Annotated in this window: 19 protein-coding genes; 2 read left to right on the top strand and 17 right to left on the bottom strand. The window is 71.1% G+C overall.

Annotated elements, in window-relative coordinates:
• Positions 1-137 precede the first annotated feature (137 nt).
• The 3 genes from rpe to fmt form a co-directional block, all read right to left on the bottom strand.
• Positions 138-821, bottom strand: coding sequence for a ribulose-phosphate 3-epimerase (gene rpe, locus OG878_RS32450; protein WP_328890067.1), 684 nt, complete (start codon positions 819-821; stop codon positions 138-140).
• 258 nt (positions 822-1079) lie between these two features.
• Complete coding sequence (locus tag OG878_RS32445) at positions 1080-2513, bottom strand: RsmB/NOP family class I SAM-dependent RNA methyltransferase (protein WP_328890066.1); 1434 nt, start codon at positions 2511-2513, stop codon at positions 1080-1082.
• 272 nt (positions 2514-2785) lie between these two features.
• Entirely contained in the window at positions 2786-3718 is a 933-nt protein-coding gene (gene fmt, locus OG878_RS32440; RefSeq protein WP_328890065.1) for a methionyl-tRNA formyltransferase, read from the bottom strand.
• 229 nt (positions 3719-3947) lie between these two features.
• Here fmt and OG878_RS32435 point away from each other — a divergent pair, with 229 nt between their 5' ends.
• The gene (locus OG878_RS32435) at positions 3948-4493 is read left to right on the top strand and encodes a hypothetical protein (protein ID WP_328890064.1); all 546 of its coding nucleotides are present in this window, start codon (positions 3948-3950) and stop codon (positions 4491-4493) included.
• A 156-nt stretch (positions 4494-4649) separates the two neighbouring features.
• Here the strand turns inward: OG878_RS32435 and OG878_RS32430 are convergent, their stop codons facing one another.
• The 14 genes from OG878_RS32430 to pyrR form a co-directional block, all read right to left on the bottom strand.
• Entirely contained in the window at positions 4650-6794 is a 2145-nt protein-coding gene (locus OG878_RS32430) for a primosomal protein N' (protein WP_328890063.1), read from the bottom strand.
• 165 nt (positions 6795-6959) lie between these two features.
• A complete protein-coding gene (metK, locus tag OG878_RS32425) occupies positions 6960-8183 on the bottom strand; it encodes a methionine adenosyltransferase (protein WP_328890062.1) in 1224 nt (407 codons plus the stop codon).
• Positions 8184-8423: 240 nt separating this feature from the next.
• Positions 8424-9626: a bifunctional phosphopantothenoylcysteine decarboxylase/phosphopantothenate--cysteine ligase CoaBC gene (gene coaBC / locus OG878_RS32420; protein ID WP_328890061.1), complete on the bottom strand. Its 1203-nt coding sequence runs from the start codon at positions 9624-9626 to the stop codon at positions 8424-8426.
• 153 nt (positions 9627-9779) lie between these two features.
• The gene (rpoZ, locus tag OG878_RS32415) at positions 9780-10052 is read right to left on the bottom strand and encodes a DNA-directed RNA polymerase subunit omega (RefSeq protein ID WP_003970369.1); all 273 of its coding nucleotides are present in this window, start codon (positions 10050-10052) and stop codon (positions 9780-9782) included.
• Positions 10053-10135: 83 nt separating this feature from the next.
• On the bottom strand, positions 10136-10753 hold the full coding sequence (gene gmk, locus OG878_RS32410; protein ID WP_328890060.1) for a guanylate kinase: 618 nt from the start codon (positions 10751-10753) through the stop codon (positions 10136-10138).
• A 38-nt stretch (positions 10754-10791) separates the two neighbouring features.
• Positions 10792-11115 (bottom strand): integration host factor, encoded by a 324-nt coding sequence (locus tag OG878_RS32405; protein WP_003970367.1) that lies wholly within the window; start codon positions 11113-11115, stop codon positions 10792-10794.
• 244 nt (positions 11116-11359) lie between these two features.
• Positions 11360-12199: an orotidine-5'-phosphate decarboxylase gene (pyrF, locus tag OG878_RS32400; RefSeq protein WP_328890059.1), complete on the bottom strand. Its 840-nt coding sequence runs from the start codon at positions 12197-12199 to the stop codon at positions 11360-11362.
• Positions 12196-13305, bottom strand: a complete 1110-nt coding sequence (locus OG878_RS32395) for a quinone-dependent dihydroorotate dehydrogenase (RefSeq protein ID WP_328890058.1) — start codon at positions 13303-13305, stop codon at positions 12196-12198. Before OG878_RS32395 ends, pyrF begins: the two co-directional genes overlap by 4 nt.
• A gap of 64 nt (positions 13306-13369) precedes the next feature.
• On the bottom strand, positions 13370-16678 hold the full coding sequence (gene carB / locus OG878_RS32390) for a carbamoyl-phosphate synthase large subunit (protein WP_328890057.1): 3309 nt from the start codon (positions 16676-16678) through the stop codon (positions 13370-13372).
• Complete coding sequence (gene carA, locus OG878_RS32385; RefSeq protein WP_328890056.1) at positions 16671-17813, bottom strand: glutamine-hydrolyzing carbamoyl-phosphate synthase small subunit; 1143 nt, start codon at positions 17811-17813, stop codon at positions 16671-16673. Before carA ends, carB begins: the two co-directional genes overlap by 8 nt.
• A complete protein-coding gene (locus OG878_RS32380; RefSeq protein WP_328890055.1) occupies positions 17810-18391 on the bottom strand; it encodes a PH-like domain-containing protein in 582 nt (193 codons plus the stop codon). Before OG878_RS32380 ends, carA begins: the two co-directional genes overlap by 4 nt.
• On the bottom strand, positions 18388-19674 hold the full coding sequence (locus OG878_RS32375) for a dihydroorotase (protein ID WP_328890054.1): 1287 nt from the start codon (positions 19672-19674) through the stop codon (positions 18388-18390). The genes OG878_RS32380 and OG878_RS32375 overlap by 4 nt, the downstream gene beginning before the upstream one ends.
• Positions 19675-19676: 2 nt before the next feature.
• The gene (locus OG878_RS32370; protein ID WP_328891457.1) at positions 19677-20654 is read right to left on the bottom strand and encodes an aspartate carbamoyltransferase catalytic subunit; all 978 of its coding nucleotides are present in this window, start codon (positions 20652-20654) and stop codon (positions 19677-19679) included.
• A gap of 91 nt (positions 20655-20745) precedes the next feature.
• Entirely contained in the window at positions 20746-21330 is a 585-nt protein-coding gene (pyrR, locus tag OG878_RS32365) for a bifunctional pyr operon transcriptional regulator/uracil phosphoribosyltransferase PyrR (RefSeq protein ID WP_328890053.1), read from the bottom strand.
• A 198-nt stretch (positions 21331-21528) separates the two neighbouring features.
• Here pyrR and bldD point away from each other — a divergent pair, with 198 nt between their 5' ends.
• Positions 21529-22029 carry a transcriptional regulator BldD gene (gene bldD, locus OG878_RS32360; RefSeq protein ID WP_014157378.1) on the top strand — a complete coding sequence of 167 codons (501 nt, stop codon included), beginning with the start codon at positions 21529-21531 and terminating at the stop codon, positions 22027-22029.
• Positions 22030-22042 lie beyond the last annotated feature (13 nt).

The following is a 22042-nucleotide window of genomic DNA, read 5'->3' as shown; positions in this document are numbered from 1 at the left end:
ATACGCCGTTCATCCTGTCAGATCCGGCGGTCCTTGATCGGTCCCGTCGGACCGCGTTCATCTGCACGTGGCCGGACCGACCGGCAACCGGTGGCCGGAGCGGGTTCGGCCCGTCACTGCCGACGCCGCAGGCGGCGTCAGTGGTTGCACGCCCAGGCCGCCGAGGCGATGGTCCCGTCCGCCTGGGCACGCAGGGCGCGTACCGCCTCGGCCGGATCCTGGGCTCCGTACACCGCCGAACCGGCGACGAAGACATCCGCACCGGCCTCGGCGCACCGCTCGATGGTGGACTCGGAGACACCGCCGTCGACCTGGAGCCACAGCTCCAGACCGTGCTTGGAGATCAGTTCCCGGGTACGGCGGATCTTCGGCAGCATGATGTCCAGGAAGGCCTGGCCGCCGAAGCCCGGCTCCACCGTCATGATCAGCAGCATGTCGAGCTCGGGGAGCAGGTCCTCGTACGGCTCGATGGGCGTCGCGGGCTTGAGCGCCATCGAGGCGCGGGCGCCCTTGGCCCGGATCTCCCGTGCCAGCCGTACGGGCGCTGCCGCGGCCTCCGCGTGGAAGGTGACCGAACCGGCTCCCGCCTCGACGTACTGCGGCGCCCAGCGGTCCGGGGCCTCGATCATCAGGTGGCAGTCCAGCGGGATATCCGTGGCCCGGCTGAGCGACTCCACGATCGGCACGCCGAGGGTCAGATTGGGCACAAAGTGGTTGTCCATGACATCGACGTGGAGCCAGTCGGCGCCTTCGACCGCCTTCGCCTCCTCGGCGAGGCGGGCGAAGTCGGCGGACAGGATGCTCGGGTTGATCTGGGCCATGTGCCAAGCCTGCCATGTTCCGCGGCGCTTCCCCGCCCCGGTGCGGACCAAAGCCTCACGGGATCATTACAGTTCGCGAAATCCAGGGGGCGGGGCTGCGTGATCCGGACGTTTCGACCCGCCCGGGGCCGTTCCGAGGCCGCACCGGCCCTGCGGCGGCGGACCCTGGTCCGCAGGGCCCACCGCACGGCCGGGGGTTCCGTCACGCAATGCCGTCGGGCCCGCGCCCGGGCACCTGCCGAGCCGCCGCCCCCGGTCTCAGGCGGTACGTCGCAGCAGGGCCAGATACATGGCGTCCGTACCGTGCAGATGCGGCCACAGCTGGACGTCGGGCCCGTCGCCCAGCGCGGGCACGCCCGGCATCAGCGGGCGCGCGTCCACCCACTCCGCCTCGACCGGCTCACCGCCGCGGCCCTTGAGCACGTCCTCGACGACCACGCGGGTCTCGGCGAGATGCGGCGAGCACGTCGCGTATCCGACGATCCCGCCGACCCGCACGGCCTTCAACGCCTCCCGCAGCAGACCACGTTGCAGCGGCGCGAAACTCTCCAGGTCCTCCGCCCGGCGGCGCCAGCGGGCCTCCGGGCGGCGGCGCAGCGCGCCCAGGCCGGAGCACGGTACGTCCATCAGGACACGGTCGAAAGACTCGGACCGCCACGGCGGGCGGGTGCCGTCGGCGGTGACGACCTGGTAGGGGCCCGGATTGCCCGCCAGCGCACGCTCGACGAGCCGGGCCCGGTGCGGCTGCTTCTCGGCGGCGAGCAGAGCGGCGCCCCGTTCGGCGGCGAGGGCGGCAAGGAGGGCGGCCTTGCCACCGGGTCCGGCGCAGCCGTCGAGCCACCGGGTGTCGCTGCCGTCGACCGGCGCGTTGGCAAGGGCGGCGGCCACCAGCTGGCTGCCCTCGTCCTGGACCCCCGCCCGGCCTTCCTGCACGGCGCTCAGGGCACCGGGCTCGCCGCCCTCGGCCATCCGTACGGCGAACGGCGACCAGCGGCCGGGCAGGCCGTTCTCGTCGCCCAGGGCCGTGAGCAGCTCATCGGTGGTGGAGCGGCCGGGGCGGGCGACGAGGGTGACCTCGGGCCGTTCGTTGTCGGCCTCGAGCAGGTCCTCGATCCCGGCGCGGCCGCTGCCCAGCGCGTCCCAGAGGGCGGAGACGATCCACCGCGGATGCGAGTGCACGACGGCAAGGTGGTCCTCGGCGTCCTCGTCGTACGACGGGGCGACGCGTGCCACCCAGCCGTCGAGGTCGTCCGCGGCGACCTTCCGCAGTACGGCGTTGACGAACTTGGCTCGCCCCTCGCCGAGCACCACCCGGGCCAGCTCCACGCTGGCGGAGACCGCCGCGTGGGTGGGGATACGGGTGCCGAGCAACTGGTGCACGCCCATGTTCAGGACGTCGAGGACCGGCGGGTCGACCTCACGCAGCGGCCGGTCGATGCAGGCCGCGACGATCGCGTCGTACGTTCCCTGGCGCCGCAGCGTCCCGTAGACCAGCTCCGTCGCCAGCGCCGCGTCCCTGGCGTCGAAGTCGCCCTTGGCCCGGGCCTTCTTCAGCAGGGGAGGCAGGACGAGGTTGGCATACGCATCCCGCTCGTCGACCGCCCGCAGCGCCTCGAAGGCGAGGAACCGGACCGGGTCCTTCTGGGGGCGGCGGTGCGGCTTGGCGGGACGGCGACGCTGCTGGTCGTTCACGTGAAAGGTGCTCCGCTGAGGGTGAGGGGACGAACCCTCCCAGCGTAACGTCGCCCACGGATCAAGCCCGCCCACCGGCCGAGGGAGGGCCGCCGGAGGCGAGTGGCCCTGCGGTCTGTCCCGTCGTCCCTGGTGGATCGGCGCACGGCGTCGGACGTGGTGCATCGCACGGCGGAGGAGCGTCCTCGTACGGCGCGTGTTCGGGCGTTCCGGCAACACGGCGAGGTGCCGCAGCTGCCGTCGTGCGCCCGCCGGGGATCACGGGACAGCCCTCAGGACCCGATCAGCTCCCCCTGAGCGATCCGCACCCCGCGCGCCCAGTCCGCGGCACGCATCGGCTTCTTGCCCTGCGGCTGGACCCAGAGCAGCTCGACGGCATGCGATCCCGTACCGACGTACACATGGTTCTTTCCGGCCGAGAGCTCGCCGGGCGCCAGGTCGGCGCGGTCCAGGACGGGCACGGCCTGAATGAGCTTGAGGCGCTCCCCCCGGAAGAGCGTCCACGCTCCGGGAGCCGGGGTGCAGCCGCGTACCACCCGGTCGACCCGCAGTGCGGGCGCCGACCACTGCACCTGGGCGTCCTCGACGGTGATCTTCGGGGCGAGCGTGACGCCCCCCTCCGACTGCGGCACGGCGTGCAGGGTGCCGTCCTCGATGCCGTCCATGGTCGCGGCGAGCAGCCCTGCGCCGGCGAACGCGAGCCGGGTGAGCAGGTCCCCGCTGGTGTCCGTGGGCCGCACCTCTTCCGTGAGGACGCCGTACACCGGTCCGGAATCGAGTCCCTCCTCGATCAGGAAGGTCGAGGCACCGGTGACCTCGTCGCCGGCCATCACCGCGTGCTGGACGGGGGCCGCGCCGCGCCAGGCGGGAAGCAGCGAGAAGTGGAGATTGACCCAGCCCCGGGCGGGGATGTCGAGTGCGGTCTTGGGCAGCAGCGCCCCGTAGGCGACGACCGGGCAGCAGTCCGGGGCGATCTCCCGCAGCCGTGCGAGGAAGCCCTCGTCGCGCGGCCGGGCGGGCTTCAGCACCTCGATCCCGGCCTCCTCGGCGCGCTCCGCGACGGGGCTGGCAACCAGTCGGCGGCCGCGCCCGGCGGGTGCGTCGGGGCGGGTGACGACGGCGGCGACTTCGTGCCGGCCGGAGGAGATCAGGGCGTCCAGTGCGGGTACGGCTACCTCGGGGGTGCCTGCGAAGACGAGCTTCATGGGTGGCTGACTGCCTCTCAGGCCGAAACGTTACGGTGACGAGCAACGCACCAGTCTAGGCGGCAACCGCCCGGGGGCGTACGCATGGCCGTGCGCCCCGCGTATATGCGCGTACGCCCCTGAAGCGTGACCACAGCCCCCGGTGACGCGTTGGTCAAGAGAGATTGACCGTAGCGGGCCGCCACGGTGCGGCCCGGCCCCTTTCCACGCCGGTTCGAGAGGCTTCTTCATGGCCGACCACGCAACCCACGACGCCCAAGCGCGGGCCAGCCTGCATCTGTTGGTGCGGGACATCGAGCGGGTCCGGCGGCAGGTGGACGCACTGCGCACGCTCACGGCCCAACTGGGCAACGTCTACCGTCCGCGCCGCTCCGGCCCCTCCACGGGCTTCGTCGTCTACGGCAGGGCCCCGGCCCCCACCGTCAGACTGGCCCAGGAACTGCGGGACAGCGTCGAGACCCTCGTGACGGCGGCAGTGGACTTCGACCGCTCACTGGGCTTCTCCTGGGATGCCGTGGGCTCCGCCCTCGGAGTCACCAAGCAGGCGGTCCACCGCCGCTACGGTGCCCGCCGCACCACCCCGCAGCCGGGGGCGGACCTGTCCGCCGAAACCGCGGTGGGGCGTCCGCTGCCCGTGACGCCCGGGTCGGGCACGGCCCCGGCGCTGCCCGCCGTACCCGCGGCGCGCTCGATGCCGCCGCAGCCCTCATCGGACCGCCCGTCCCTGCGCGAGGACCTGCGTCCCGGGGCCTTCCCCGGGCCGCGCAACGGCTGACCGATCCCCCCTCTGCCCCACCGTGCCGGGCGCACGGAGGGGCAGTCGTATGTGGCCTGCCGTTCGGGGGCGGCAGGCCACGCACCTTCAGGACGTGTACAGGCGCACCTGCAGCACCTGTACGGGCGCGGCAGCACCGACCGCTGTTCCCCTGCGTCAGCCGATGTCAGGGGGATCGATCCTGATCCGTACCGGATCGCCATTCCCCCTGGCCATCCGCGCCGCCTGCGCGGTCTTCAGCGCGGCGGCCAGCGCCGCACCGCTGCCCGGCGGCACCCGGAGCAGGACCCGCTCCCAGCTCGCCCCCACCGGTGCGTCCCACGGCCTTCGGGGCCGGCCCGGCTCGGCGGCGGGCACCGGAACGGGTCCGAGCACCTCGGCCTCCGGTGGCAGTTCGGCGGCGGCGAGGAAGGCGGCGAGCGCCTCCGGCGGACCGGTCACCGCGGCCATCCGGGAGACCGGCGGGAAGCCCAGCTCCGCACGCTCCGCCAGCTCCCGGCGGGCGTGGCCGACCGGGTCCCAGCGCACCAGCGCCTGGACCGGCCGCAGTGTCGGTTCGGCGACGATGACCACCGTGCCGCCCTCCGGCTGCCCCCTTACCAGCGAGGCGGCGGCCGTCCAGCGGCGCAGCGCCTCCTCGCCGGCCCGCAGGTCGGGGCGGCCGAGCATCGCCCAGCCGTCCAGCAGCAGTGCGGCCGCGTAACCCCCCTCGGCGACGGGCTCGGCGCCGGGGGTGCTGACCACCAGCGCGGGCACGTCCGGCACGGACTCCAGGACATGGTCGCGCCCGGAGGTGCGCACGGGCACTGCGGGGAACGCCCGCCCCAGCTCTTCGGCGGTCCTGCGGGCGCCGACGATCCGGGCCCGCAGCCGGCCCGCGCCACAGGCGGCACAGTGCCAGGCGGTTTCGGCCCGGCCGCACCAGGCGCAGTCGAGATCCTGCTGGTCCGGCGCCTCCAGGGGGCCCGCGCAGTGCCGGCACCGGGCGGGTTCGCGGCAGCGTTCGCAGGCCAGCCGCGGTGCGTACCCACGGCGCGGCACCTGCACGAGCACCGGTCCGCTGCGCAGCCCGTCCCGTACGGTCTGCCAGGCGAGGCTGGGCAGCCGCGCCGCCCGGGCCGCCCCGTCCCGTGCCAGCTCGCCGTCGCCGACGGTACGGATCAGCGGCGCCGCGATCCGCAGCTGTTCGCGATCCGCGCGCAGCGGCAGCGCCCAGCCGCTCTCCACCAGCTGGGCCGCCTCCACCGTGCAGTTCGTCCCCCCGAGCAGGAACGCGCACCGGCCGTGCGCGGCCCGCAGTTCCAGGACCTCCCGGACGTGCGGGAACGGGGCGTTGTCGTCGCTGTGGCTGGAGTCGCCGTCGTCCCACACGGCGACCAGGCCCAGGTCCGCGACCGGTGCGAACATCGCGGCCCGTGTCCCGACCACCGCCCGCACGGATCCGCGCCGTACGGCGAGCCACTCCCGGTACCGCTTCTCGGGCCCTGAATCGGCGGTCAGCAGCGCGTGGCGGCCGGCCCCCAGCACGTCCGTGAGCGCGGCGTCGACCCGCCCGGCGCTGCGCCCGTCCGGTACGACGACGAGAGCGCCCCTCCCCGAGGCCAGGGTCGCGGCGACGGCCCGGGCGATCTCCTGAGGCCAGTGCGGCCCCGGCAGTGCGGTCCACACGGCCCGGGGCGCTCCGCCCTCGGCCAGCGCCCGCAGGAACGCGGGCCCCTGCTCGTACCGCTCCCAGGTCCCGGCCGACGGCGCCGGAGGCGGCGGCAGCGGCTGCGGAGACGGCTTGGACTCGGCCCGCCCGTTCCGGGGCGGCACGGCGAGCTGGAGCACATCGGCGAGACTGCCCGCATACCGGTCGGCCACGGCCCGCGACAGGGCGAGAAGCTCGGGTCCGAGCACCGGCTCGGGCGATACGACATAGGCGAGCGCGGCGAGCGCCCCCGGGTAGTCCGACTCGGCACGCCGCTCGACGAGGAACCCGTCGATCAGCCCACCGCCCTCGCGCCGTCCGCCGCGGACGTTGCGCCCCCCGGCGCCGAACCGCACCCGCACCCGCACCCCGGGCTGTGCCTCGGCGTCGAGCTCCTCCGGCACGGCGTAGTCGAAATACTGGTCGAGATGGAGCACGCCCTTGTTGACCAGCACCCGGGCGACGGGCAGTTCCTTGGCGAGCGCGGCTCCCCGCCAGGTCCGCGGCTTGGCCCGCGGCACCTTCGCCTTCCGCACTGTCTCCCGAATGAGCGCAAGCTGCTCCGGCGCCCCGCCCTCGGGCTCCGCGGACTGCTTGTTGTCGCTGCTCACAGCCAAATTCCTACCAGACAGCACTGACAGCGGCCCGGGCGGACGGTGCGACTGCACAGTCACGCCCGAGAACCCTTCTCCGTGCCCGGCCGGGGCCGCACGCACCGGGGCCCGGACACCGCGTGCGGCGTCCGGGCCCCGGCGTACGGGCGAAGAGCGGCAGGCCTACAGACCGGCCGCCGTACGCAGTGCGTCCACGCGGTCCGTGCGCTCCCAGGTGAAGTCGGGAAGCTCGCGGCCGAAGTGGCCGTACGCCGCGGTCTGGGCGTAGATCGGACGCAGCAGGTCGAGGTCGCGGATGATCGCGGCCGGGCGCAGGTCGAAGACCTCGCCGATGGCGTGCTCGATCTTCTCGGTCTCGACCGTGGCGGTGCCGAACGTCTCGACGAACAGGCCCACCGGCTCGGCCTTGCCGATCGCGTACGCAACCTGCACCTCGCAACGGGCCGCGAGGCCCGCCGCGACGACGTTCTTGGCGACCCAGCGCATCGCGTACGCCGCCGAGCGGTCCACCTTCGACGGGTCCTTGCCCGAGAAGGCGCCACCGCCGTGGCGGGCCATGCCGCCGTAGGTGTCGATGATGATCTTGCGGCCGGTCAGACCGGCGTCGCCCATCGGGCCGCCGATCTCGAAACGGCCGGTCGGGTTGACCAGCAGCCGGTAGCCGTCGGTGTCCAGCTTGATGCCGTCCTCGATCAGCTGCGCGAGGACGTGCTCGACGACGAACTCGCGGATGTCGGGGGCGAGCAGCGAGTCCAGGTCGATGTCGCTGGCGTGCTGCGAGGAGACGACGACCGTGTCGAGACGGACGGCCTTGTCGCCGTCGTACTCGATGGTGACCTGGGTCTTGCCGTCGGGGCGCAGGTACGGGATTGTCCCGTTCTTGCGGACCTCGGACAGCCTGCGCGAGAGCCGGTGCGCGACGTAGATCGGGAGCGGCATGAGCTCCGGGGTCTCGTCGCAGGCGTAGCCGAACATCAGGCCCTGGTCGCCCGCGCCCTGCTTGTCGAGCTCGTCCTCCTCGGCCCTCCGGGAGGCACCCTCGACCCGCTTCTCGTAGGCGGTGTCGACACCCTGGGCGATGTCGGGCGACTGGGCGCCGATGGACACCGAGACACCGCAGGAGGCGCCGTCGAAGCCCTTCTTGGACGAGTCGTAGCCGATCTCCAGGATCTTGTTGCGTACCAGCGTCGGGATATCGGCGTAGGCCTTGGTCGTGACCTCACCCGCGACGTGCACCAGACCGGTGGTGATCAAGGTCTCGACGGCGACGCGCGAAGTCGGGTCCTCGCGCAGGAGGGCATCGAGAATGGTGTCGCTGATCTGGTCAGCGATCTTGTCGGGGTGACCCTCGGTGACGGATTCCGAGGTGAAGAGACGGCGGGACACATCGCTCCCTGGGGTTGCAGCGGCTGCTGGCTGATCATTGGCGGACGGCCGGGAGCTGCGCCCGGCACGGTCCGGGGCCCAGTTTATCGGTCGCTGTCGGTTGTCGGACAACGTGTCTCGCCCTTTGGGAGTTCTGTGACCAGCGGCACTGCCGGTCGCGGTGGGAAAATCACTCTCTCGGGGCGCCCCGCGTGCCCGCATTCGGCGGGTTCTGGACTCCTCACGGGTGAAACGTGAAATTTACGCGAAACGTTCCACCACAAGGTCCCAGACCGTGTCGGCGAGCCCTTCCTTGGGGCCGTACGGGACCGGCGTCTCGCCGCCGTCGGCCGCGAGCACCACCGCTTCGTTCTCCTCCGAGCCGAAGGTCTTGCGCTCCCCCACCTCGTTGACGACGAGGAGATCGCAGCCCTTGCGGCGGAGCTTCTCCCGGCCGTTGGCGAGGACGTCGTCCGTCTCGGCGGCGAAACCGACGACGATCTGGTCCGGCGCGGCCCGCTCGGCGGAGACCTCGGCAAGGATGTCCGGATTGCGGACGAGCACGATCGGGGCGGGCTCCTGGCCATCCTTCTTCTTGATCTTCCCCTCGGCGTACTCGGCCGGGCGGAAGTCGGCGACCGCGGCCGCCATCACCACGACATCGGCGTCGGCCGCGGCCTTCAGCACGGCTTCGCGCAGCTGCACCGCGGTGCCGACCCGGACGACGTCGGCACCTGACGGGTCAGGCAGCCCGGTGTTGGCCTCGACGAGCGTGACCCGGGCGCCGCGGGCGACCGCGGTGCGGGCGAGCGCGTACCCCTGCTTGCCCGAGGAGCGGTTGCCGAGGTAGCGGACCGGATCGAGCGACTCCCGGGTGCCGCCCGCGCTGATCACCACATGCCGCCCCACCAGGTCGGGTGCGACGGGCCCGCGGGCCAGCACCCGGCGGCAGACCTCGAAGATCTCACCGGGATCGGGCAGCCGGCCCTTGCCGGTGTCCACGCCGGTGAGCCGGCCGACGGCGGGCTCGATGACGACGGCGCCCCGGCGGCGGAGCGTGGCTACGTTCTCCCGGGTGGCGGGGTGCTCCCACATCTCGGTGTGCATGGCGGGCGCGAAGACCACCGGACAGCGGGCGGTGAGCAGCGTGTTGGTGAGCAGGTCGTCGGCAAGGCCGTGGGCGGCCTTGGCCAGCATGTCGGCGGTCGCGGGGGCGACCACGACGAGGTCGGCGTCCTGGCCGATGCGTACGTGCGGCACCTCGTGGACGTCGTTCCAGACCTCGGTCGACACGGGGTGGCCGGAGAGCGCCGACCAGGTGGCGGCGCCCACGAAGTGGAGCGCGGACGAGGTCGGGACGACCCGTACGTCATGACCGGATTCGGTCAGCCGCCGCAGCAGCTCGCACGCCTTGTAGGCGGCGATGCCCCCGCTGACACCCAGAACGACCTTCGGCTTGTCCACTGCGTCTCCCCGCACTCGGATACGTACGTGTACGTACTCGGATACGTACACCCCCATGCTGCCTCACGGCGTCAGGGGCGCTCCCGTGGCCCCGGACACACCACAGGCCCGACGGTGGTGACCGCCGGGCCTGTGGTGAAGTGCAGTTCCTGCTTACTGCGCGGGGCCCTCGATGGCCTCGGAGGTCAGCAGGCCCGCGTTGATCTCGCGGAGCGCGATCGACAGCGGCTTCTCGTGCACGTGGGTGTCGACGAGCGGACCGACGTACTCGAGGAGGCCCTCGCCGAGCTGCGAGTAGTACGCGTTGATCTGACGCGCACGCTTGGCGGCGTAGATCACAAGGCTGTACTTCGAGTCGGTGGCCTCGAGGAGCTCATCAATCGGCGGGTTGATGATGCCCTCGGGCGTGGTGATGGAAGAGGACACTCTCTGCCTTCCGAAGGGGGTAAAAATCAAAGAGATCTTTGACAGTGCGGATTCCGCCGGGATGCTGCTCCGGGTCGGCTGCGTCAGTCGCTGCTCTCACGGCGGGCGGAAGCCTGAAGCATCAAGGCTAGCAGCTCACGCGCCACGTCCTCGACGGAGGTGTTGACCAGCGTCGTATCGAACTCGGATTCGGCCGCGAGTTCGATCTTGGCAGCCGCGAGTCGTCGCTCGATGACCTCAGGCGCCTCGGTCCCTCGGCCGGTGAGCCGGCGCACCAGCTCGTCCCAGCTCGGCGGAGCGAGGAAGACCAGCCGGGCGTCGGACATCGACTGGCGGACCAGCCGCGCTCCCTGGAGATCGATCTCCAGGAGGACCGGCTCGCCCGCCTCAAGGCGTTCGAGCACGGCCCGGCGCGGCGTGCCGTACCGGTTGCCGGCGAACTCGGCCCACTCCAGCAGTTCGCCGTTGGCGATCAGCTTGTCGAACTCGTCGTTGTCCACGAAGAAGTAGTGGACGCCGTTGCGCTCGCCGGGGCGCGGCTTGCGGGTCGTCGCCGACACCGAGAGCCAGACCTCGGGGTGGACCTTGCGCATATGGGCGACGACCGTGCTCTTGCCGACCCCCGAGGGGCCGGAGAGCACGGTCAGCCGCGGACGTACGTCCGGGGGTACGGGGGACGTCCCCCGGGATGTTGCAGCCATGGAGCGATTATCCCCGTTCTCGGGGGTGCCTGAGAACGTCAGGCGGGAGAGCCGCCGAACTCTCGCTCCAGGGAGGCAATCTGGTTGGAGCCGAGACCCCGGACCCGGCGGCTCTCGGAGATGCCGAGCCGCTCCATGATCTGCTTGGCGCGGACCTTGCCCACGCCCGGCAGGGACTCGAGCAGGGCGGAGACCTTCATCTTCCCGATGACGTCGTTCTCCTGGCCCTGCTTGATGACCTCGTGGAGCGAGGCGCCGGAGTGCTTGAGTCGATTCTTGACCTCGGCCCGCTCCCGGCGAGCCGCGGCGGCCTTTTCGAGCGCGGCTGCGCGCTGTTCAGGGGTAAGGGGCGGAAGAGCCACGCCTACGTCACCTCGGATGTCGATCTGTCGGATACGGACCCGGTGAGGAACGTGATCGCCCCACACCTGGTGAGCAACGAACAACCTGTGCACGTGGCTCTCGACGGAGACTAGCGGCCAAGGCCGCCCGAGTCAGCGAGAACCAACGAAAAGTCCTGGTCAGCCTTGCCCGACTGGGACATTTAAGGCATAACAACCGAGATTTTTGGTCAGGATTCCACCAACACGCTGTTACGTGGCATGGTCAGCTTTCCGAGACGGCCGCACGGACCTCGTCCGTGAGCCGCTCGGCGGCTTCGCGCAGCCCTGCCGCATCCGGTCCGTGGCGCAGTACGCCGCGGCTCACGCTCGGCAGCACATTGCCCACCGCGGCGCCGAAGACACCCGGCAGATCGGCGGGGGTGGCGCCCTGTGCACCGATGCCCGGCGCCAGCAGCGGTCCGTTGACCGCAAGATTCACGCCCGCGTCGCCGAGTGTGGCGCCGATCACAACGCCGACCGAGCCAAGCGGTGCGGCGCCCTCGTTCTCGGCCGCCACGTGGTCGAGCATCAGCTGGGCCAGCGAGCGGCCGTCGGCGGAGGTGGCGCGCTGCACCTCGGCGCCCTCCGGGTTGGAGGTGAGGCCGAGGACGAAGACGCCCGCACCCGAGATGACGGCCGCGTCGAGCGCCGGGCGCAGCGATCCGAAGCCGAGGTACGGCGAGACGGTGAGCGCGTCGGAGAACAGCGGCGAGCCCTTCTCCAGATAGGTCGCCGCGTAGGCGCCCATGGTGGAGCCGATGTCCCCGCGCTTGGCGTCCATCAGAACGAGCGCGCCGGCCGCCCTCGCCTCCTGGACGGCCTTCTCCAGAACGGCGATGCCGCGCGAGCCGAACCTTTCGAAGAACGCGGACTGCGGCTTGAGGACCGCGACCCGGTCGGCCAGCGCCTCGACGACGGTACGGGTGAACCGCTCCAGGCCCGCGACGTCGTCGTTGAGACCCCAGGAGGTCAGCAGCGAGGCATGCGGGTCGATGCCGACACAGAGCGGCCCGCGGGTGTCCATGGCGTGGCGCAGGCGCGCGCCGAATGGTTCGAGGGTCACTTCATGACCTTCCGGGTGTCGGCGCCGACGGCCTCGGCGAGGGTGGCGTACGGGGAGGCGGCGAGGCGCGCGGCCAGGCCCTTGTGGATCGCGCGGGCGTAGAACGGGCCCTCGTAGATGAAGGCGCTGTAGCCCTGGACGAGGGTGGCACCGGCGAGGATCCGCTGCCAGGCGTCCTCGGCGGTCTCGATGCCGCCGACCCCCACCAGGGTGATCCGGTCGCCCACGCGGGCGTACAGACGGCTCAGGACCGCCAGGGAGCGCGCCTTGAGGGGTGCGCCGGAGAGTCCGCCCGTCTCCTTGACCAGCGACGGCGCGGACTTCAGCCCGAGGCCGTCGCGGGCGATGGTGGTGTTGGTGGCGATGATGCCGTCCAGGCCGAGCTCGACCGCGAGGTCGGCCACCGCGTCGACGTCCTCGTCCGCGAGATCGGGGGCGATCTTGACGAGGAGCGGGACCCGGCGGTCGGTGACGGTCCGGTCGGCCGCCTCACGCACGGCGGTGAGCAGCGGGCGCAGGGCCTCGGTGGCCTGCAGGTTGCGCAGGCCGGGCGTGTTGGGCGAGGAGACGTTGACGACGAGGTAGTCGGCGTGGCGGGCGAGCCGCTCGGTGGACTTGACGTAGTCGCCGACGGCCTCGGCCTCCGGCACGACCTTGGTCTTGCCGATGTTGACGCCGACCGTCGTCCTGAAGACCGGCTTGCGGGCGGCCAGGCGCTCGGCGACGGCCGCGGAGCCCTCGTTGTTGAACCCCATGCGGTTGATCAGCGCGCGGTCCGCCACGAGGCGGAAGAGCCGCTGCTTGGGGTTGCCGGGCTGGGGTTCGCCGGTGACCGTGCCGATCTCGATGTGGTCGAAGCCGAGCATGGACATGCCGTCGATCGCGACGGCGTTCTTGTCGAAGCCCGCGGCGAGGCCGAACGGGCCGTGCATGCGCAGGCCGAGTGCCTCGGTGCGCAGCTCCTGGTAGCGGGGGGCGAGCGCCGCCGCGACGAACGTACGCAGCACGGGGATGCGGGCCGCGAGGCGGATCCACCGGAAGGCCAGGTAGTGGGCCTGCTCCGGGTCCATCCGCTTGAAGACCAGCTGGAAGAAGAACTTGTACATCGGGTGTCCTCGGTGTCCTCACAGAGAGGGGGACACCGTTTCCGGTGTCCCCCTGCTGGGCCTGCTAGTCGCGCGCCGCGGTCAGATGTTCCGCGTGTTCCTGGAGGGAACGTACGCCGACGTCTCCGTGGTTGAGTGCGTCGATGCCCTGGACGGCGGCGGCGAGCGCCTGGACCGTCGTGAGGCAGGGCACGGACCGGGCGACGGCCGCGGTACGGATCTCGTAGCCGTCGAGGCGGCCACCCGTGCCGTACGGCGTGTTGACGATGAGGTCGACCTCGCCGTCGTGGATGAGCTGGACGATGGTCCTCTCACCCTGCGGGCCGACGCCCTCGGACTGCTTGCGCACGACCGTGGCGTGGATGCCGTTGCGCTTGAGCACCTCGGCGGTGCCGGAGGTGGCCAGCAGTTCGAAGCCGTGGGCGACGAGCTCGCGCGCGGGGAAGATCATCGAGCGCTTGTCGCGGTTGGCGACGGAGATGAAGGCACGGCCCTTGGTGGGCAGCGGGCCGTACGCGCCGGCCTGCGACTTGGCGTACGCCGTGCCGAAGACCGAGTCGATGCCCATGACCTCACCGGTGGAGCGCATCTCCGGGCCGAGGACCGTGTCGACGCCCCGGCCGTGGATGTCGCGGAACCGCGACCACGGCATGACGGCCTCCTTGACGGAGATCGGCGCGTCGAGCGGCAGGGTGCCGCCGTCGCCGTTCTTCGGCAGCAGGCCCTCCTCGCGCAGCTCCGCGATGGTCGCGCCCAGCGAGATGCGGGCGGCGGCCTTGGCGAGCGGGACCGCGGTCGCCTTCGAGGTGAAGGGGACGGTGCGCGAGGCGCGCGGGTTGGCCTCCAGCACGTACAGGATGTCGCCGGAGAGCGCGAACTGGATGTTGATCAGTCCGCGGACGCCGACGCCCTTGGCGATGCCCTCGGTGGAGGCGCGCAGCCGCTTGATGTCGTAGCCGCCGAGGGTGATCGGGGGCAGCGCGCAGGCGGAGTCGCCGGAGTGGATGCCGGCCTCCTCGATGTGCTCCATGACGCCGCCGAGGTAGAGCTCGGTGCCGTCGTAGAGCGCGTCGACGTCGATCTCGATCGCGTCGTCGAGGAAGCGGTCGACCAGGACCGGCCGGGTGGGGCTGATCTCGGTGGACTCGGCGATGTACGAGGAGAGGCGCGCCTCGTCGTACACGATCTCCATGCCGCGGCCGCCGAGCACGTACGACGGGCGGACCAGGACGGGGTAGCCGATCTCGTCGGCGATGGCCTTGGCCTCGGCGAAGGTGGTGGCGGTGCCGTGCTTCGGGGCCGGCAGGCCGGCCTCGGCCAGCACGCGGCCGAAGGCGCCGCGGTCCTCGGCGGCGTGGATCGCCTCCGGGGAGGTGCCGACGACCGGCACACCGTTGTCCTTGAGCGCCTGCGACAGGCCCAGCGGGGTCTGGCCGCCGAGCTGGACGACGACACCGGCGATCGGGCCCGCGAGGGACTCGGCGTGCACGATCTCCAGCACGTCCTCGAGCGTCAGGGGCTCGAAGTACAGGCGGTCGGAGGTGTCGTAGTCGGTGGAGACCGTCTCCGGGTTGCAGTTGACCATCACGGTCTCGTAACCGGCGTCGCTCAGCGCGAAGGAGGCGTGGACGCAGGAGTAGTCGAACTCGATGCCCTGGCCGATGCGGTTGGGGCCCGAGCCGAGGATGATCACCGCGGGCTTGGTACGGGTCGCGACCTCGTTCTCCTCGTCGTACGAGGAGTAGAAGTACGGCGTGTTCGCGGCGAACTCGGCGGCGCAGGTGTCGACCGTCTTGTAGACCGGGCGGATACCGAGCGCGTGCCGCACCTCGCGGACGACGTCCTCGCGCAGATCGCGGATCTCGGCGATCTGGGCGTCGGAGAAGCCGTGCCGCTTGGCCTCGGCGAGCAGCTCGGGGTCGAGCTTGTCGGCGGCGGCCAGGTCGTCGGCGATCTCCTTGATCAGGAACAGCTGGTCGACGAACCAGGGGTCGATCTTCGTGGCGTCGAAGACCTCTTCCTGGCCGGCGCCGGCCCGGATCGCCTGCATGACCGTGTTGATGCGGCCGTCGGTCGGCCGGACCGCCTCGGCGAGCAGCTCGGCCTTGTCGCCGGGCTCGCCGGTGAAGGTGAACTGCGAGCCCTTCTTCTCCAGGGAGCGCAGCGCCTTCTGCAGCGCCTCGGTGAAGTTGCGGCCGATCGCCATGGCCTCGCCCACCGACTTCATGGTGGTGGTGAGGGTGGAGTCGGCGGACGGGAACTTCTCGAAGGCGAACCGGGGGGCCTTGACCACGACGTAGTCGAGCGTCGGCTCGAAGGAGGCCGGGGTCTTCTCGGTGATGTCGTTGGGGATCTCGTCGAGCGTGTAACCGACGGCCAGCTTGGCGGCGATCTTGGCGATCGGGAAGCCGGTGGCCTTGGACGCCAGCGCCGAGGAGCGGGAGACCCGCGGGTTCATCTCGATGACGATGATCCGGCCGTCGGTCGGATCGATGGCGAACTGGATGTTGCAGCCGCCGGTGTCGACGCCGACCTCGCGGATGATCGCGATGCCGATGTCGCGCAGCCGCTGGTACTCGCGGTCGGTGAGGGTCATCGCCGGGGCGACGGTGATCGAGTCACCGGTGTGGACGCCCATCGGGTCGAAGTTCTCGATGGAGCAGACGACCACGACGTTGTCGTTCTTGTCGCGCATCAGCTCCAGCTCGTACTCCTTCCAGCCGAGGATGGACTCCTCCAGGAGCACCTCGGTGGTCGGGGAGAGCGTGAGGCCCTGCCCGGCGATGCGGCGCAGTTCGTCCTCGTCGTGCGCGAAACCGGAACCGGCGCCGCCCATGGTGAAGGAGGGGCGCACGACGACGGGGTAGCCGCCGAGCGTGTCGACGCCCTTGAGCACGTCGTCCATGGAGTGGCAGATGACCGAGCGGGCGGACTCGCCGTAGCCGATCTTGGCCTTGACGGCCTCGACGACGCCCTTGAAGAGGTCGCGGTCCTCGCCCTTGTTGATGGCCTCGACGTTGGCACCGATGAGCTCGACGCCGTACTTCTCGAGCACACCGTTCTCGTGCATGGAGATCGCGGTGTTGAGCGCGGTCTGGCCGCCCAGCGTCGGAAGCAGCGCGTCGGGGCGCTCCTTGGCGATGATCTTCTCGACGAACTCGGGGGTGATCGGCTCGACGTACGTGGCGTCGGCGATCTCCGGGTCGGTCATGATCGTCGCCGGGTTGGAGTTCACCAGGATGACGCGCAGGCCCTCGGCCTTGAGGACGCGGCAGGCCTGGGTGCCGGAGTAGTCGAACTCGGCGGCCTGTCCGATGACGATCGGGCCGGAGCCGATGACCAGGACGGACTGGATATCGGAGCGCTTAGGCACGCTGGCCCTCCATCAGGGAAACGAAACGGTCGAACAGGTACGCGGCGTCGTGCGGGCCGGCCGCTGCCTCGGGGTGGTACTGGACGCTGAAGGCCGGCTGGTCGAGGAGCTGCAGCCCCTCGACGACCTGGTCGTTCAGGCACACGTGGGAGACCTCGGCGCGGCCGAACTTCGTGTCGGACACCTTGTCCAGCGGGGCGTCCACGGCGAAGCCGTGGTTGTGCGCGGTGACCTCGACCTTGCCGGTCGTGCGGTCCTGCACCGGCTGGTTGATGCCGCGGTGGCCGTACTTCAGCTTGTAGGTGCCGAAGCCCAGGGCGCGGCCCAGGATCTGGTTGCCGAAGCAGATGCCGAAGAGCGGGGTCTTCCGCTCAAGGACGCCCTGCATGACGGAGACCGGGTGATCGGCGGTGGCCGGGTCGCCGGGGCCGTTGGAGAAGAAGACTCCGTCGGGCTCGACCGCGTACACCTCGTCGAGTGTGGCGGTGGCGGGCAGGACGTGCACCTCGATGCCGCGCTCGGCCATCCGGTGCGGGGTCATGCCCTTGATTCCGAGGTCGATCGCGGCGACGGTGAACTTCTTGGTGCCGATGGCGGGGACGACGTACGTCTCCTTGGTCGCGACCTCGGCGGAGAGGTCGGCGCCCACCATCTCGGGGGCTTCCTTGACGCGGGCCAGCAGCGTGGCCTCGTCGGCGACGGCGTCGCCGGAGAAGATGCCGACGCGCATGGCGCCGCGCTCGCGCAGGTGGCGGGTGAGGGCGCGGGTGTCGATGCCGCTGATGCCGACGACGCCCTGGCGCTCGAGCTCCTCGTCCAGCGAGCGCTGCGAGCGCCAGTTGGAGGGCACCCGGGCGGGGTCCCGGACGACGTAGCCCGCGACCCAGATCCGCTGCGACTCGGGGTCCTCGTCGTTCACACCGGTGTTGCCGACGTGCGGGGCGGTCATCACGACGACCTGGCGGTGGTACGACGGGTCGGTCAGCGTCTCCTGGTAGCCGGTCATGCCGGTGGAGAACACCGCCTCGCCGAAGGTCTCCCCCACCGCCCCGTAGGCGCGGCCGCGGAAGGCGCGGCCGTCCTCCAGGACGAGTACGGCGGGAGCTTTGGCGGCTCCCCGAGTGGAGGTCGTCATCGTGCGATGCCTTCCGTAGTGCTGTCGGTGAGGTGGTGGATGGCGTCGACCCAGGCCGGGTGTTCGGCCGAGTGGTCGGAGCGGAAGCCGGAATCGATCAGCTTGTCGCCGTGCGCCCAGGTGATGATGAGCAGGCCGCCCTCGGGCAGGACCTTGCCCGCGATGCCCATGTCGAGCCGGGCGTCACGCAGTGCGGCGGCCGGGACGAAGAAGTCGGCCGCCCCGGGCCGTACGACGTCGAGGCCCTGCTCGGTGAGGGTCAGTTCGACCCGGCTGCGGGTGCCGAGCCCGTGGGCGACGATCCGGTCGAGCCACTGCCCGGCGGTCGTCGAGGCGTGGTAGCGACCGGTCATGGTCAGCAGCGGCCGGCCGTCCGCGTACCCCTCCGGTGTGGAGGCGAGCTCCGGCAGATCGGACTGCAGGCTCCCCCGCCACTTCCATCCCTGGCGCATCAGCCAGTAGACGAAGGCGATGAAGACGATCAGGCCGATCACCCAGCTGATGCGGGCGGACCAGTCGGTCACGTCCGCCGACTTCTGTTCGGCGGCCAGCTGGTACAAGGGGGTGAGTGATGTCACGCGAGCTTCCCGTCGACGACCGTGGCACGGCCCCGCAGGAAGGTGTGGGTGACGCGACCCGGCAGCTCGCGCCCCTCGTACGGGGTGTTGCGGCTGCGGGAGGCGAAGCCCGCGGGGTCCACGACTCCACGGTATGCCGGATCGACCAGCGTGAGGTTGGCAGGCTCACCGGCCGCGACGGGACGGCCGTGTCCGTCGAGCCGGCCGATGGCGGCCGGACGGAACGACATCCGGTCGGCGACGCCCGCCCAGTCGAGCAGGCCGGTCTCGACCATCGTCTGCTGGACGACGGAGAGTGCCGTCTCCAGACCCACCATGCCCATGGCGGCCGCGGCCCACTCGCAGTCCTTGTCCTCGTGCGGGTGCGGGGCGTGGTCGGTGGCGACGCAGTCGATCGTGCCGTCGGCGAGCGCCTCGCGCAGGGCCAGCACGTCGGTCTCGGTGCGCAGCGGCGGGTTCACCTTGTAGACCGGGTTGTACGACCGTACGAGCTCGTCGGTGAGGAGCAGGTGGTGCGGGGTGACCTCGGCGGTGACGTTCCAGCCCTTGGACTTGGCCCAGCGGACGATCTCGACCGAGCCGGCGGTCGACAGGTGGCAGATGTGCACCCGGGAGTCGACGTGGGCGGCGAGCAGCACATCGCGGGCGATGATCGACTCCTCCGCCACGGCGGGCCAGCCTCCGAGGCCGAGCTCGGCGGAGACGATGCCCTCGTTCATCTCGGCGCCCTCGGTGAGGCGGGGCTCCTGGGCGTGCTGGGCGACGACGCCGTCGAACGCCTTCACGTACTCCAGCGCACGTCGCATGATCACGGCGTCGTCGACGCACTTGCCGTCGTCGGAGAAGACCTTCACTCCAGCGGCCGAATCGTGCATCGCGCCCAGTTCGGCGAGGTGCTTGCCCTCCAGGCCGACGGTGACGGCGCCGATCGGCTGCACATCGCAGTAGCCGGACTCCTTGCCGAGCCGCCAGACCTGCTCGACGACGCCGGCGGTGTCGGCGACCGGGAAGGTGTTGGCCATGGCGTGCACGGCGGTGAAGCCGCCGACAGCCGCCGCCTTGGTGCCGGTGAGGACGGTCTCGGAGTCCTCGCGGCCGGGCTCGCGCAGGTGGGTGTGGAGGTCGACCAGGCCGGGCAGCAGGATCTGCCCCTCGGCCTCGACCACCATGGCGTCACCGGCGTCGATGCCGGTGCCGACCTGCGCGATGGTCTCGCCGTCGATCAGGACGTCCTGGGGCTCGCCACCGAGGATCTTCGCGCCGCGGATAAGGATCTTGCTCATGGTTACTTGTTCTCCTCGGTACGGGAGGGGGTGGCGGGCTCGGAGCCGCCCAGCAGCAGATACAGGACAGCCATGCGGATCGAGACGCCGTTCGCGACCTGCTCGACGACCGTGCAGCGGTCGGAGTCGGCGACCTCGGCGGTGATCTCCATGCCGCGGACCATCGGGCCGGGGTGCATGACGATGGCGTGCTCGGGCATCTTCGCCATGCGCTCACCGTCCAGACCGTAGCGGCGGGAGTACTCGCGCTCGGTCGGGAAGTACGCGGCGTTCATCCGTTCGCGCTGCACACGCAGCATCATCACCGCGTCGGACTTCGCCAGCACGTCGTCAAGGCTGTAGCTGACGTCGCACGGCCACTGCTCGACACCCACCGGGACGAGGGTCGGCGGGGCCACCAGAGTGACGTGGGCGCCGAGAGTGTGCAGCAGGTGGACGTTGGAGCGGGCGACCCGGCTGTGCAGGATGTCGCCGACGATCGTGATCCGGCGTCCGTCCAGGTCACGGCCGAGCCCGGCATCGGCCCCGACCAGCCTGCGGCGCATGGTGAAGGCGTCCAGGAGGGCCTGGGTCGGGTGCTCGTGGGTGCCGTCACCGGCGTTGACGACCGCACCGTCGATCCAGCCGGAGGTGGCGAGGCGGTACGGGGCACCGGAGGCGCCGTGCCGGATGACGACGGCGTCCGCGCCCATCGCCTCCAGCGTCAGCGCGGTGTCCTTGAGCGACTCGCCCTTGGAAACGGACGAGCCCTTCGCGGAGAAGTTGATGACATCTGCGGAGAGGCGCTTGGCGGCCGCCTCGAAGGAGATCCGGGTACGCGTCGAGTCCTCGAAGAAGAGGTTGACGACGGTACGGCCGCGCAGGGTCGGGAGTTTCTTGATCGGCCGGTCCGCGACGCGGGCCATCTCCTCGGCGGTGTCGAGGATCAGCACGGCGTCGTCGCGGGTGAGGTCGGCGGCCGAGATGAGGTGGCGCTTCATCTGGGTGTTCTCCGGGTGACTGGAGGGATCAGGCATGCAGGCGTGCGGAAGCCGCCGTACGGCCCGACGTGGGCCGTACGGGTGAAGACGGCTACTGCGCGCCTGCCGGGGCGGTCTGCTGGACACCGAGCAGCACGGCGTCGCGGCCGTCCTCCTCGGCGAGCTGGACCTTGACCGTCTCCCGCAGCGACGTGGGGAGGTTCTTGCCGACGTAGTCGGCACGGATCGGAAGTTCGCGGTGACCGCGGTCGACGAGGACCGCGAGCTGCACCGCACGGGGCCGGCCGATGTCGCCGAGCGCGTCGAGCGCGGCGCGGATCGTGCGGCCGGAGAAGAGCACGTCGTCGACCAGGACGACCAGCCGGCCCTCGATGCCCTCGCCGGGAATCTCGGTGCGGGCCAGGGCGCGCGCCGGGCGCATCCGCAGGTCGTCGCGGTACATCGTGATGTCGAGCGAGCCGACCGGCATCTTCCGGCCGGTGATCTCCTCGAGCTTGTCGGCGAGCCGGCCGGCGAGGAAAACACCTCGCGTCGGGATTCCGAGCAGCACCACGTCGTCGGCGCCCTTGGCGCGTTCGACGATTTCGTGGGCGATTCGAGTCAGTGCTCGGGCAATGTCGGGAGCCTCCAGAACGGGGCGTGCCGCATTGCCGGTGGCTTCGTGCTGTGCGTCCATAAGAAACGGACCTCCTTCTCCGCCTCACTGGACGGACCTTAAAGGACGTCGAAAATTGCGTCATCAACGTTACCAGGGTTCACCCAGAGCCCTGGTCACACCCCCCGGGAGGTGCCGGTCCGGACCATTCGGCTTGACGCATCCAAGTAACGCTGCGTAACCTCACAGTGAGTTACCAGACTTCGTCCGGGGAGCCTTATGTCCAGCGAATACGCAAAACAGCTCGGGGCCAAGCTCCGTGCCATCCGCACCCAGCAGGGCCTCTCCCTCCACGGCGTGGAGGAGAAGTCCCAGGGCCGCTGGAAGGCCGTCGTGGTCGGTTCGTACGAGCGCGGCGACCGTGCCGTGACCGTGCAGCGTCTCGCCGAGCTGGCGGACTTCTACGGTGTCCCGGTGCAGGAGCTTCTGCCCGGTACGACGCCCGGCGGCGCCGCCGAGCCGCCGCCGAAGCTTGTCCTGGACCTGGAACGCCTCGCCCATGTGCCGCCGGAGAAGGCCGGCCCGCTGCAGCGCTACGCGGCGACCATCCAGAGCCAGCGCGGCGACTACAACGGCAAGGTGCTCTCGATCCGCCAGGACGACCTGCGCACGCTGGCCGTGATCTACGACCAGTCGCCGTCCGTGCTCACGGAGCAGCTGATCAGCTGGGGTGTCCTGGACGCGGACGCGCGTCGCGCGGTCGCCCACGACGAGGGCTGACGAGCGGGTCCCA

The organism is Streptomyces sp. NBC_00316 (genome assembly GCF_036158715.1).
GTDB lineage: Bacteria > Actinomycetota > Actinomycetes > Streptomycetales > Streptomycetaceae > Streptomyces.
This window is presented reverse-complemented; position numbering and strand designations above follow the sequence as displayed.